Below are 13,512 nucleotides of genomic sequence, written 5' to 3'. Positions count from 1 at the left end.
TATCACACTCTATACTCACAAGGAGGTGATACAACATGGCAAGCAACAATAAATTAGCAGTATCTGGTGCTCAAGCAGCATTAGATCAAATGAAATACGAAATCGCTCAAGAGTTTGGTGTTCAACTTGGAGCTGATGCAACATCTCGCGCTAACGGTTCTGTTGGTGGCGAAATTACGAAACGTCTAGTTTCACTAGCTGAGCAACAATTAGGCGGTTTCCAAAAATAATCCCATATATGATGGCTTAGAAAGAGCGGGTTCTCCCGCTCTTTCTTTTTGTTGTTTGCATCGTTATACATTCATTTCGACATAGACATAAAAAATTTGTCAAAAGAAGAGGGTTCAAAATTAACTGAAAATTCTTTATTATATAAGGGAGGCATAAAGAAAAGGGAGGATGTTTATGAAGAGAGAAGAATTGTTGGCGCCGCAGTCTTATAATTTAGTTTCTGAAATAGAGAAATATACAGGTGATAAAGAGAAGCTTGCTTTAATTTGGCAAGATGATAAAGGGAATAGACGAGAAGTTACATATGCTGAGTTAATGCAAGGTGCGAATAAAATTGGAAACGCTTTTATAAAGAGTGGGCTGCAGAAAGGGGACAAGCTCCTCATTATGATGCCACGTTTAATTGAAGCGTACATGACGTATATCGCTGCGATTAAAGCAGGATTTGTCGTAATTCCGAGTTCGGAAATGTTGCGCAAAAAGGATATCGAATATCGCATTGGGCACGGGGAAGTAAAAGCGATTGTAAGTTATGAGCCGTACATTGGGCAGTTTGATGATATAGAAGCGATGGAATCTCTTCAAAAATTCGTTCTGAGCGAGCAGTCAGTAGATGGATGGATTAATTTAAAAACAGCGTTAGAAACAGAAAGTGACCTGTTAGAAATGGCGAAGACAGATAAAGAAGATATGGTCTTTTTATCTTACACGTCAGGGACGACAGGAAATCCAAAAGGTGTTGTTCATACGCATGCGTGGGCGTACGCTCATTTACGTACGAGCGCTCCAAACTGGCTCGGAATTGAAGAGAATGATGTTGTATGGGCGACAGCTAGTCCAGGTTGGCAAAAGTGGATTTGGAGCCCATTTGTAGCAACTCTCGGATCAGGTGCAACAGGATTTGTATATCATGGTAAGTTTGAACCAAAAACGTATTTAAACTTATTAGGTGAGAATAAGGTGAATGTGCTTTGTTGTACGCCGACTGAGTATAGATTAATGGCAAAGGTAGAAGACCTAAGTGAGTATAGTTTAGAAGCATTACATAGCGCTGTATCCGCAGGTGAGCCGTTAAATAGAGAAGTTATTGAAACGTTCCAAAAGCACTTTAATACTACAGTAAGAGACGGCTATGGGCAAACGGAAAACACATTGCTTGTTGGTGTAATGAAAGGAATGGATATTAGACCAGGATCAATGGGAAAACCAACGCCAGGCAACCACGTTGATATTGTAGATGAGGAAGGTATGCCAGTAAAGGTAGGAGAAGTGGGTGATATTGCAGTTCACATTGAAACACCAGCCCTCTTTAAACAATATTATAAAGACGATGAGCGCACAGCGATGCAATTCCGCGGTGATTATTATATTACCGGTGATAAAGCGAAGAAAGATGAAGACGGCTATTTCTGGTTTGAAGGGCGCGGTGATGATATTATTATTAGCTCTGGTTATACAATCGGACCGTTTGAAGTAGAAGATGCGCTCGTAAAACATCCTTACGTAAGAGAGTGCGCAGTTGTCGCAAGTCCTGATGAAATTCGCGGAAGTGTCGTGAAGGCATTTATCGTATTAAGAGAGAATATAGAAAAGAACGAAGAAACATTAATTCCAATACTCCAACAACACGTCAAAGAACTTACTGCACCATATAAATACCCTCGTAAAATTGAATTTGTAGATGAACTACCAAAAACGATTTCTGGAAAAATTCGCCGTATTGAACTTAGAAAACAAGAGATGGAGATTCCTTCAAAATAATTTTGAAAATAGTTGAATGAACTGTAAACCATATGATATTATAAAGACGAACGTAAGTTCTGTTTTATAAATTTAAAAAAGAGGTGTCCGTATGATTTTAGGTATTAATCCGTACTTAGTTTTAGATGGTAGTGGGCAAGAAGCTGTACAGTTTTATAAAGAGGCGTTAGATGCAAAAGTAGAAGTCATGCAAACTTTTGGTGACATGCCTGAAAATCCTGAATATCCAATTCCAGCTGAAGCAAAAGAGCGCGTTTTACATGCTACTTTAAAAGTTGGTAATACGGATCTTATGATTTCTGATACATTCCCAGGTCAAGGGCATGCAATCGGATCTCAAGTAACAATCGCAATTCAAATTAGTGATGCAGAAAAAGCGAAAGAAGTATTCGAAAAGTTACAAGAGGGTGGAGAAGTTATTATGCCACTTCAAGAAACGTTCTGGAGCCCAGCATACGGACAACTAAAAGATAAATTTAGCATTGAATGGCAAATCACAACGTCTACTACTGAGCAAAAGTAATTTTTAGAAAAGCACCATGTTTTGAAATGGTGCTTTTTTTTATACAATAAAAACAAAGGAGATGGGATATATGGGAGAAATTTGGTATGGCGGCACCATTTACACAATGCGAGAAGAGAATGAAAAAGTAGACGCTGTTTATGTTGAAAACGGTATGATCGTTGATGTCGGGAGTAAAGAAGAATTAGAAGACCGATATGCTACGGTTAAATTGCACGATTTAGAAGGGAAAACGATGATTCCAGGTCTCGTTGATAGTCATATGCATCTTATTGGGCATGGAGAGAGGTTACTCCGTCTAGATTTATCAAACTGCACATCTTATAGCGAAGTGCTGACTCTCGTGCGGAAGCGAGTGGAAGAAGCTCCAAAGGGCTCTTGGGTTATTGGAGAAGGATGGAATGAAAATAACTTTATAGATACGAAAGATGTTCATGTGAAAGATTTAGATGAAATCTCGAAAGAACACCCCATTTTATTAAAGCGTGTTTGTCGTCACGTGACATGGGTGAATTCATACATACTGCAAGAAGCGAACATAACAGAAGCGACGCAAGACCCGAAAGGCGGAAAAATTGGCCGTGATGTATCAAATAATTTAACAGGACTTTTATATGAACAAGGGCAAGAGTTAATTAAACATGTTCAGCCAGAAATTGATGAAGCTTATTTACAAAGCGCTTTGCAAACAGCGATTAAAGACTGCTGGCAATATGGTCTCGTTGGTGGGCATACGGAAGATTTAAATTATTACGGTGGCTTTAGAAAAACGCACAATGCGTTTTCTCATGTTATAAAGGAAATGCCATTTAAAGCACATTTACTCGTTCACCATGAAGTAGCACATGAACGAAAAGAATATGAAAATGAGCATTATATTGAATTTGGGGCGATGAAAATTTTTTCTGATGGCTCTTTTGGCGGAAGAACAGCTTTATTAAGTGAACCGTATGAAGATGCGCAGGAAACAAATGGAGTGGCGATCTTCTCACGCAAAGAGCTTGCGGAGTTAGTGAAAAAAGCACGAGATTTACATATGCCAGTAGCGATTCATACAATCGGTGATTTATCGCTTGAATATGTCATTGATGCACTTGAATTATATCCACCAGCAGAAGGATTACGTGACCGCATTATTCATTGTCAACTCGCTCGTGAAGAGTTGATTGAGAGAATGAAACCTTTGCCGGCTATTATTGATATTCAGCCCGTCTTTGTGTCATCGGACTTCCCATCAGTCATTGGAAAACTAGGCGAGCATCGTCTTCGTTATGCGTACGCTTGGAAGACGTTACTGGAAGCGGGATTACACTGCAACGGTGGATCTGACGCGCCAATTGAACAAGTGAATCCATTTTTAGGTATATATAGCGCAGTTACACGCAGAAGTTTTATTGACGGTGTATGTTATATGCCGGAAGAAAGATTAACGGTATATGAGGCTGTCTCTTTATTTACGACAGGAAGTGCCTATGCAATCGGAAAAGAAGCGAAGCGAGGACAAATCGCAAAAGGATATGAAGCGGACTTTACTATATTAGATCGCAATATTTTTGAAATAGAGGCAGAAGAAATAAAAGAAGTACAAGCAGAAATGACAGTAATTGATGGCCGAGTTGTCTATAAAAAAGTATGTGAAAATATATCAGCGATTATTAAAAGATATCGACTTACCGACAAAAAATAACAAGAATAGTGGCCGGTAGCGAGAGAAATAAAAACCGCCGAATTATGGAATCCCATAATTCGGCGGTTATTTTCATGCTATAAAAATGTTCTCTGTACTTTTTCCCAGAAGGAATTGTTTTTTAATTTAACAGTTTTAATTTGTTTATCGCTTAAACGAACAACGGCTTTTTCCACTTGTTTAATGCTAAGTGCCTCGTTATCCATTCCGATAACAGGATAATCATTTCCGTCTGGTTTAAGTGTTAAAGTTAACGTACGCTCGTGATTTAAAAGGAATGGTGATCCGAGTGTACGGTATGTGTTGTTATTTAAAGATGCTAGTTCGCTTACTTGGAAACATGGGATAAGTGGATCGACAACTGCACCATGTAATGATTTATTGTAAGCGGTACTTCCTGTAGGCGTGGAGATAACTAATCCATCACCTCTAAATGTTTCAAAATGTAAATTGTCGACGTGTACGTCTACAACAAATGTTTTAATGATACTAGAGCGTAATGTGAATTCATTTAAACAATGGAAAGATGTACCGTGATCTACATCTACTTTAATTGTTGGATATTTTCGCACTTCAATTTCGTTTTTTGTAATTTCTTGAAGGGCTGTATCAATGTGATCGATATGGAAATCGCAGTAGAAAGAAATTTCATCTTTCGTAGAAATACCTGCGTATAAGCAATCTTCTCTAAAACCAGTTTTACGAACGGCTTGTAAGAAAGTTCCATCATCTCCAACGCTGACGATAGCGTTTGCATTTTTTGGATGATCTAATATGGTAAATCCATTCTCCTCTAAAATACGATATATTGGTTTCATTTTTTCAACGAGTGTTATTTTGTCATCACCATAAAAGAAAAATAAATTGCGACGATCTGCCATTATGTATCCCTCCACTGCAGTTAAATTTTCTAGTCTTAGTGCTACATATCGTCAGAGCATGTTTCTGGATGATATGTTCAAATAGTATATTTCGATATAAATTGTCAAAATCCCTTTTTATTTTTAGAAAAATTTTTATATTCAATTTTATAAAAGTCTGTTTAATGATGAATAAACTTGTCGACAATGGGTATGGAGTGAAAGGATGGTACGAATGAAGTGGCTCGTAATTGGAATGATAATTCTTCTACTTTTTATTTTGCTAATACTATTATCGAAAATATCGCTTAAGGTGACGTTTTTATATTCAGAAATGGAAAAACAATGTTTATTTCAAGTGAAAATATGGATGATTCGATATACGTTTGATGTATTGGAAAGAATTGAAAAACAGCAGAAAAAGACAGGACAGAAAATCGAAAAAGCGGAAAAAGACGGTGGAATAGATAATAAAATTATGGCGCAACTTGATAGCATTGGAGAGCTGATAAAAAAGCTTCAAGACGTTCATACTATTGTTAAAGATTTTCTCAAACGAGTGAAAATCAATGGTTGGAAATGGCATACGCAAATTGGAGCAGGCGACGCAGCTAGTACTGGAATTGTCACTGGATATGCATGGGGGACAAAAGGAATGGCTGCTGGAGTTGTAGGACAATATATGCATATTGTCGACGTACCAGAATTTGAAATTACACCTGTTTTTCAAGGGAAGGGATTTGCATCAAGATGTGAGTTAACAGCATCTTTTCGTATATTCCGTACTGTAAAAACAGCGGTGAAATTACTCATGTTTATGAGAAAGCAAAGATCTGGTATGACAGAAAAATCTGTTCAAGCATAGGGGGGATATAGAATGGACCATCCAATTCAAGGTTTAATGACAACCGCAATGCAGCATTTAAAACAAATGACTGATGTAAATACAATTGTTGGTGACCCAATTAAAGCGGCAGATGGAAGTGTAATTCTTACCGTTTCGAAAGTCAGTTTTGGATTTGCTGCTGGTGGAAGTGAATTTGGTAAAGTAGAACATTCAGGCCGTCATCCATTTGGCGGGGGAAGTGGTGGAGGAGTTTCTATTAATCCTGTTGCCTTCCTTGTTATAAATGGAGAAGGTGTGAAAGTATTACACTTAGATAAGCAAACACACGTCATCGATAAAATAATTGAATTAGCGCCACAAGCTGTTGATAAAGTGAAAGAAATGATGGATAAACGAAAAGAAGATGATCCTGAATTTCAAATTTAACGAATAAAGAAGCTGATCAATGGATTGGCTTCTTTAATTTTTTTGTAAATAAAGCGATTTTATTTGCATTATCGATAGGGACAAACTATCATTTACATTGTACATATTTTGTTTAAATAAGGGAGGATTTTCAAGTGGCAAACGTAACTTTTAAAGGTAATCCAATGACTTTAGTTGGAACAGAAGTTAAAGTTGGCGATCAAGCGCCAAACTTCCAAGTATTAGCAAACGACTTATCTCCAGTAAGTTTAGAGACATACAAAGGTGAAGTAAAATTAATTAGTGTTGTACCTTCAATCGACACAGGTGTGTGTGATGCACAAACACGCCGTTTTAACCAAGATGCAGCAGGTATTGAAAACGCGAAAGTATTAACAATTAGCGCTGACTTACCATTCGCTCAAAAACGCTGGTGTGCAGCAAACGGTTTAGAAAATGTTGTAACACTTTCTGACCACCGCGACCTTTCATTCGGTGAAGCTTACGGCTTAGTAATGAAAGAGCTTCGTTTACTTGCTCGTGCAGTATTCGTAGTAGATAGCAACGACAAAGTAGTTTACGCAGAATACGTAAGCGAAGGTACAAGCCATCCAAACTATGAAGCAGCATTAGAAGCAGCTAAATCGGCAAAATAATGTGAAGGAAATGACCTCTTATAAAGAGGTCGTTTTTTCTCATATATTGCTGCGTAATGGTACCAATATATGAGAAAAAGCGTTATATCATATATAACTTAAGGGGAGCTCTTTGCAGGAGGTCGCTTTTTCTTTTTGGAAAAAAACACTTTGTGGTATGATATAAGTTATGTGTAAAAGAGAGAAGGAGGAATGTACGTGAGTCAGACAGTGGAAACATTATTTTCTATTTTTGATTCTTCTGCGGTAGTTTTACGTAAAGAATTAGATGTAACATATTTAGAGGCGCTTGTAGAAACAGGTGATAACTTGTTTGAGGGAGCGATTTTACAAGAGGAATTATCCGAATCAGCAATTGAAAGGCTGAATCGTGAATATAGTACGTTTAATGAAGAAACATATAAAGGTGAAGAAATTCGTAAAGCATTTCAGTTAGCCATCTTAAAAGGAATGAAAGAAGGCGTACAAGCGAATCATGAAATGACGCCTGATGCAGTTGGAATGTTCATGAGTTACTTATTCCATAAATTTATGCAAGGTCAAAACGAGATCACAGTTTTAGATCCTGCAATTGGAACAGGAAATTTAATGACTACAGTGTTTAATAGCGCCAAAGAAGGGCTAACAATGAGTGGATTTGGTGTAGAAGTGGATGAAGTGCTAATTAAACTTGCTTTAGTAAATGCAAATTTACAAAAGCATGCAATCGAATTCTTCCATCAAGATGGGCTAGCACCACTTTATATCGATCCAGTTGATGCAGTCGTTTCAGACTTACCGATTGGTTACTATCCAAATGAAATCGGTGCAAGTGAATATAAATTAAAAGCAGATGAAGGAATGTCGTATGCCCATCACTTATTTATTGAGCAAAGTGTGAAACACACGAAAGAGGGCGGGTACTTATTCTTCTTAGTACCGAACTTCATTTTTGAAAGTGATCAGGCACCAAAATTACATGCATTTATTAAAGAAACATGCTTTATTCAAGGATTATTACAGCTTCCTGTTTCCATGTTTAAAAACGAGAAAAATGCAAAAAGTATATTTGTTCTCCAAAAGAAAGGCTCTAATGTAACAATGCCAAAACAGGCGTTATTAGTGGAGTTGCCTAAATTCTCTAACATGAAGGCGATGGAGAACATTATGGATCAATTAAATACTTGGTTTGCAACCCATAAATAAGGCAAGGTATATGTAACAGGGTTAGTAATTCATGTAGTACAGTTTTATATAATATGTCATATTTTTAAATATATACTAGATTTAACTGAATTTTTTTGAAATCTGTAATATATATTTTTTCTTGGTGTTACAATTTTTTCACTTGAAATATATGTCGGACGATGTTTAAATTAAAATCGTGAGTATAAAATTTGCTAATGATGAAACGTTTTCATATTTAGTAAATTTGATTAGATAAAATCGAGCGGTTTGTGGAAACATCCACACAACTACCAAGAGAAAAAGGGGCGAAAGACTAGATGTCAAAAATCATCGCGATTAACGCAGGAAGCTCTTCCTTAAAATTCCAATTATTTGAAATGCCAAGTGAAACAGTATTAACAAAAGGTTTAGTAGAACGTATCGGTTTAGAAGATAGTATCTTCACTATTACTGTAGATGGCGAAAAACAAAAAGAAATTACAAACATTCCAGATCACGCAGTAGCAGTTAATATGCTTCTTAAAAAATTAACTGAAAACGGAATCGTTAAATCTCTAGATGAGATTGGCGGTATCGGTCACCGTGTTGTTCACGGCGGCGAAAAATTTGCTGATTCTGTTTTAATTACTGATGAAGTATTAGCTGATATCGAAGAATTAAGCGATTTAGCACCACTTCATAACCCAGCAAACCTTGTTGGTATTAAAGCATTCCAAGAAGTATTACCAAACGTACCAGCAGTAGCAGTATTCGATACAGCATTCCACCAAACAATGCCGGAATCTGCATTCCTATACAGCTTACCATATGAGTACTATGAAAAATTCGGCATCCGTAAATACGGTTTCCACGGAACTTCTCATAAATATGTAACGGAGCGTGCGGCTGAATTATTAGGTCGTCCAATTGAAAGCTTAAGCTTACTTTCTTGTCACTTAGGTAACGGTGCAAGTATCGCAGCAGTAGAAGGCGGTAAATCTATCGATACTTCTATGGGCTTCACTCCACTTGCTGGTGTAACAATGGGTACACGTTCTGGTAACCTTGACCCTGCGTTAATTCCATACATCATGGAAAAAACAGGCCAAACAGTAGAAGAAGTAGTTAACGTATTAAACAAGAAGAGTGGTATGTTAGGTCTTACTGGTTATTCTAGTGACCTACGTGACATCATTGCGAAAGAAGAAGAAGGCGATCACCGTGCGAAAGTAGCACTTGATGTATTCGTAAGCCGTATCCACAAATACATCGGTTCTTACACAGCTCGTATGAAAGGTGTAGACGCAATCATCTTTACAGCTGGTGTAGGTGAAAACAGTGCGATTATTCGTGAGCGCGTATTAGAAGGCCTTGAGTACATGGGCGTATACTTCGACGTAAAACGCAATAACGTATTTGGTGAAGAAGCATTCATCAGCTTCCCACACTCTCCAGTAAAAATTATCGTAATTCCAACTGACGAAGAAGTTATGATCGCTCGTGACGTACTACGTCTTGGAGATATTGGTTAATATACTATATGAAAAAAAGACGAGATCCTATAGGATTTCGTCTTTTTGTTGTTGGATATATTTTAAGCCTGCGGTCTAATCGTGATTCCATCAAATAAGTCATTCCAAAATGCTTCATTGTACTGATATACGTCCATAATAGGGCATTTTATAACGCAAATATTTTGCAATCGCCAATCTTCTTGGACAATAGTTGGTACATCTGCAGGAATGAGTAACAGGACAGAAAAATTATGTTTGACTATTTGAGATAAAATTTGTTCCAAGGAACGTGCTTCTTCGTATGTTCCTCCCGTTCGAATAAACAATGTGGATTCTGCCGTTTCGATTGTAGTTAGAAAACGATTAATTCGATGCTCATAGTTTAACTTAATTTCTGTATAAGAAGGCCAAGAAGTTGGTGTGTTTACATCTGTTTTAAAGTCGTGACAGGAGTCGATTTCATATAGGTTGTCACGGAGTCTTAATTTCGCATCATCATCCCAAAATGAGATGAAGGATAAGTTTTCGAACTGTAAAAAACGGTCAAATCGATTTTGTAATAATACATTCACTTTTTCTAATGAAGGGCTTAGCATAAAATCAATAACGCCAAAAAATGGTGATAATCCGAATTGATATAAAGCCCAAGCAGGCCAGCAGTTTTGTCCTAAGCTGAATACTGCATTATATTCTTTTTTTATATTGGATAGATTCATGTGATTCATCTCATCCTTTTTGCTAATATTTTATGTCATTAAAAAATGGTATGTGAATAAAGATAGACAAGCATATTTGCAAAGAAGAAGCAGAAATATGTTACAATAGAAAAAAATCGAACGAGGTGGTTGTTACGATGCGATCGAAGCGAGAACAAGCCATTTTAGACAATATAAAAGAATGGGAATCGCAATTAGTTGAGCAAGAAGCGACTGACTTTCAAAAAATGTTTGATAAATGGGTACATACTACAATTGCGAAATTACCTGAGAAAAAACGAAAAGATTTCTTTACGAAAGCAGATGGATGGCTCTTTCATTTGCATGCATTGATTCAAAGTTCACAATCACAGTTAGATGCGCGTAATCGTATTTTAGGAACGTCGAGATTATTTGATGAATCAATTGAGCAACTAGAGGATTTGAAAGCATTATCTATTGATCAATTAACATACATAGCAGAGCAGCAAACAGCGAGACATCGCCTATACTCATTCGTACAAGGCGGAGCAACGGGTGCTGGAGGTTTATTATTATTAACGGCTGATTTTCCAGTTATGATTGCGTTAAATGTGAAGGCTGTCCAACTTATTGCCACATCATTTGGACATGATGTGAACAAGCCTTATGAAATGATGCTTGCGTTAAAGGTATTTCATGCGTCATTACTACCAGGAAGGCTTCAGCAATACGCATGGTACAATTTACTGCAAGAGCTAGAGCAAGAAGATTCGTTCTTCTACGAAGGAGACGAGGCGGTGTTACAACCAGCTTCTACTGAAGTTGTGTTAAAACAAATTTTGAAAACATTTTCGATTTATGCTCTTCGTCGTAAACTATTCCAAGGTATTCCGGTAATTGGAATGGCAATCGGGTCTACAGTGAATTATCGTTTAACAAGAAACGTTACTGAATTTGCAAATAGATTTTATCAAGTGCGCCACATAGTCGAGAAGGAAAAAAGAGCGTAAAAAAAAGCGAGAGGCCGAGGCCTTTCGCTTTTTTAATTTGTTGCATGCTTTTTGGACATTGGAATAGATACTGGTTGCTTTTCTGCTTTCTTCTCTGCTTTTGGATAATAAATTAAATCCAATGTTTTTGCCTGTACAGCAATTGAAAGAATAGTAAAAGCAATTTCTGTCCAATTTAAATAATATAATGAAAGCGCAAGAACAATCGCGTCAAAGACGAAGAAAATTTGCCCAATTGTAAAGCGAGTTCGTTTACTTAATACAATTGTTAAAATATCGTCTCCGCCGGTTGCACCGCCAAATCGCAATATAAAACCGAGTCCAATACCAGCTAACGCACCGCCAACTACTGCAGCTATAAATAAATTATTTGATAAATCGACCGTAAATGGAGAATAATTTTCCATAAGAGAATAAAATACTCCGAATGAAATCGAACCTAGGAATGAATAGCCAACCATTTTTTTACCTAAAAATGAAGCACATAGTAAAATAATTGGGATATCCATAATTACAGTTGAAATAGATGGTGAAATATCATAAAAATTTTGGATGAATAGTGCAATTCCTACAAAGCCACCTTCTGTTAAGTGGTTTTGGAAGTGAATGTGATATAGCGCTGCTGCTAAAATAAATGAACCGATTAAAACCATAAAAATTTCTTTAATAATTTGCCGACTTTGGATGTTCCTCATCGTTATTCCTTCTTTCCGTAGTTAGTAGTCCTTTTTGTGTTGTAAACTAACTACGAGCTCACATGTAGCTTTCAGTTAGTTTACGAAAAAACTAACTACGCTATATGTCGCTGAAGAAATAACGAATAATCCTCTCGTCCATCAATTCTCCCTACCTTCGTTTTAGTTTAAGTCTTAAAACGACTAAACAAAACGTGGAGTAGGATTCGTCATTTAGCAATCCTGCTCTTCTTTGTTTTGTTTAGTTAGTAACAATTAAGTCCTAAACAAAACGCTATGTGTAAGAAGAGTCTTTTTTTTGCCAAATTATCCTTCGGGCAATCATAATTTCCCCACTCTCGTATTTTTTTCGCTAGACTAAAGTATCTGAGCTAAAAAATACGCTACGTGTATGATTCGTCAATACGATGCCACATGCTCCTTCGAGCGATCATGATATCAAAATCCCTTCCTTCAAGATTTATACTATTATATCATACTTTTAAAAAATGTATGCGGATGGAAACCGACAATAAACGGAGGGAATCTACAAAAAATGTTATGTTTAAATATTTTTGTAGAAAAGCCTAATTTATTTCGGAGGATTGGCCAGTTTGTAACGGTTTGTCCAATAAGTAAGAAAAAAAGGGTTTTATTCAGTTGTATTCTTTTCATCATTTTTATCTTTAAAAAACACATCCCAACTAATCACACTTAAAAAAGTTAAAGCGATAATAACGAAAGCTCGCATAGGTTTGAGACCTCCTTTTGTACATAGTATATGAATCATTCGATTCGGAATGTGTCATTTTTTTACAAGTCTTAATTATTATGAGAGTATATTAATATAGATAGATGAAGGGGAGAGTGAAGATATGCTAAAAGACATGTTCAAAAGAAAAGAATTAATATGCGTTTCATGCCAGAAAAAAATTCAATATGAGGAAGAGCTTGTTGCTTTTGTAAAGTTGCCGAAAGAAAGAAGTATATTAGTTGGTCCATTTGATGTATGTTTGGCGAAAACAGCACAAGAGATATATTGTAAATCGTGTTACGACAAAAAAGCATGACCCAAAGTAATTGAGGGGCATGCTTTTTTCATTGGTGTGCTTTCCCCTCAGATACATTTTGAGTGAGTCGATACCAAAGCCAAAGGTCATTAATGATGGAAGCGAGATCGGCAATTTCTGAATTAAGTTTGCAAGAAATTTCGAAGTCTTCTTCGTGATTTAAATGATGTTGTTTTGTATTAATATAGTGCTCAAGTTCTTTTATACGATCAGGGATTCTCCCGCGAACTTGTTCCCATTTTAATAAAATCGCATGTTGTATTTTTTCGGGGATATCTTCCCAATCTTCTTGTAAATGCGGAATTTCAATTCCTAGATGTTCATCGTATAAGAAATACTTTTCCATAAGTTCACCCCCGTTTTCCTGCTTATATTGTACAGAAAAACAGAAAGAAGTTCGACGAAATTGTTTGAAAAAATTTGAAAATGACTCTTGATACATTTTATAAAA

At 36.6% G+C, this 13,512-nt stretch carries 15 protein-coding genes; 11 read left to right on the top strand and 4 right to left on the bottom strand.

Annotated features, from left to right (window positions below):
- Positions 1 to 35 precede the first annotated feature (35 nt).
- The 4 genes from KZZ19_RS22700 (at position 36) to KZZ19_RS22685 (ending at position 4,202) form a co-directional block, all read left to right on the top strand.
- Positions 36 to 230 (top strand): alpha/beta-type small acid-soluble spore protein, encoded by a 195-nt coding sequence (locus KZZ19_RS22700; protein WP_000157912.1) that lies wholly within the window; start codon positions 36 to 38, stop codon positions 228 to 230.
- A gap of 175 nt (positions 231 to 405) precedes the next feature.
- Positions 406 to 1,992 (top strand): acyl-CoA synthetase MbcS, encoded by a 1,587-nt coding sequence (gene mbcS / locus KZZ19_RS22695; RefSeq protein WP_098342869.1) that lies wholly within the window; start codon positions 406 to 408, stop codon positions 1,990 to 1,992.
- A gap of 91 nt (positions 1,993 to 2,083) precedes the next feature.
- Positions 2,084 to 2,515: a VOC family protein gene (locus KZZ19_RS22690; RefSeq protein WP_088097996.1), complete on the top strand. Its 432-nt coding sequence runs from the start codon at positions 2,084 to 2,086 to the stop codon at positions 2,513 to 2,515.
- A gap of 70 nt (positions 2,516 to 2,585) precedes the next feature.
- Complete coding sequence (locus KZZ19_RS22685) at positions 2,586 to 4,202, top strand: amidohydrolase (RefSeq protein WP_237981711.1); 1,617 nt, start codon at positions 2,586 to 2,588, stop codon at positions 4,200 to 4,202.
- A gap of 77 nt (positions 4,203 to 4,279) precedes the next feature.
- Here the strand turns inward: KZZ19_RS22685 and KZZ19_RS22680 are convergent, their stop codons facing one another.
- A complete protein-coding gene (locus KZZ19_RS22680) occupies positions 4,280 to 5,083 on the bottom strand; it encodes an NAD kinase (protein WP_088097994.1) in 804 nt (267 codons plus the stop codon).
- A gap of 205 nt (positions 5,084 to 5,288) precedes the next feature.
- Here KZZ19_RS22680 and KZZ19_RS22675 point away from each other — a divergent pair, with 205 nt between their 5' ends.
- The 5 genes from KZZ19_RS22675 to ackA all read left to right on the top strand — a co-directional run bounded on the left by KZZ19_RS22675 (position 5,289) and on the right by ackA (position 9,648).
- Positions 5,289 to 5,927, top strand: a complete 639-nt coding sequence (locus KZZ19_RS22675) for a DUF2953 domain-containing protein (protein WP_002123030.1) — start codon at positions 5,289 to 5,291, stop codon at positions 5,925 to 5,927.
- Positions 5,928 to 5,939: 12 nt separating this feature from the next.
- Complete coding sequence (gene ytfJ / locus KZZ19_RS22670) at positions 5,940 to 6,335, top strand: GerW family sporulation protein (protein WP_000350005.1); 396 nt, start codon at positions 5,940 to 5,942, stop codon at positions 6,333 to 6,335.
- A 134-nt stretch (positions 6,336 to 6,469) separates the two neighbouring features.
- Positions 6,470 to 6,970: a thiol peroxidase gene (tpx, locus tag KZZ19_RS22665; RefSeq protein ID WP_000024525.1), complete on the top strand. Its 501-nt coding sequence runs from the start codon at positions 6,470 to 6,472 to the stop codon at positions 6,968 to 6,970.
- 198 nt (positions 6,971 to 7,168) lie between these two features.
- Positions 7,169 to 8,155, top strand: coding sequence for a class I SAM-dependent methyltransferase (locus KZZ19_RS22660; protein ID WP_000084365.1), 987 nt, complete (start codon positions 7,169 to 7,171; stop codon positions 8,153 to 8,155).
- Between the two features lie 299 nt (positions 8,156 to 8,454).
- Positions 8,455 to 9,648 carry an acetate kinase gene (gene ackA / locus KZZ19_RS22655; RefSeq protein ID WP_088097992.1) on the top strand — a complete coding sequence of 398 codons (1,194 nt, stop codon included), beginning with the start codon at positions 8,455 to 8,457 and terminating at the stop codon, positions 9,646 to 9,648.
- A gap of 62 nt (positions 9,649 to 9,710) precedes the next feature.
- On the opposite strand, the gene KZZ19_RS22650 is transcribed toward ackA, so the two are convergent.
- Entirely contained in the window at positions 9,711 to 10,346 is a 636-nt protein-coding gene (locus KZZ19_RS22650) for a DUF1796 family putative cysteine peptidase (RefSeq protein WP_088097990.1), read from the bottom strand.
- Between the two features lie 137 nt (positions 10,347 to 10,483).
- Here KZZ19_RS22650 and KZZ19_RS22645 point away from each other — a divergent pair, with 137 nt between their 5' ends.
- Entirely contained in the window at positions 10,484 to 11,317 is an 834-nt protein-coding gene (locus tag KZZ19_RS22645) for an EcsC family protein (RefSeq protein WP_001256871.1), read from the top strand.
- Positions 11,318 to 11,349: 32 nt separating this feature from the next.
- On the opposite strand, the gene KZZ19_RS22640 is transcribed toward KZZ19_RS22645, so the two are convergent.
- A complete protein-coding gene (locus KZZ19_RS22640; RefSeq protein WP_048544413.1) occupies positions 11,350 to 12,012 on the bottom strand; it encodes a YitT family protein in 663 nt (220 codons plus the stop codon).
- A gap of 854 nt (positions 12,013 to 12,866) precedes the next feature.
- Between KZZ19_RS22640 and KZZ19_RS22635 the strand changes: the two genes are divergently transcribed.
- On the top strand, positions 12,867 to 13,061 hold the full coding sequence (locus KZZ19_RS22635) for a hypothetical protein (RefSeq protein ID WP_000910278.1): 195 nt from the start codon (positions 12,867 to 12,869) through the stop codon (positions 13,059 to 13,061).
- Positions 13,062 to 13,089: 28 nt separating this feature from the next.
- Here KZZ19_RS22635 and KZZ19_RS22630 read toward each other — a convergent pair whose 3' ends face one another.
- On the bottom strand, positions 13,090 to 13,407 hold the full coding sequence (locus KZZ19_RS22630; RefSeq protein ID WP_088098200.1) for a radical SAM protein: 318 nt from the start codon (positions 13,405 to 13,407) through the stop codon (positions 13,090 to 13,092).
- Positions 13,408 to 13,512 lie beyond the last annotated feature (105 nt).

The organism is Bacillus thuringiensis (assembly GCF_022095615.2).
Lineage (GTDB): Bacteria > Bacillota > Bacilli > Bacillales > Bacillaceae_G > Bacillus_A > Bacillus_A cereus_AG.
Note: the sequence above shows the minus strand (reverse complement) of the source record. Positions and strands in the feature narration are given on the sequence as shown.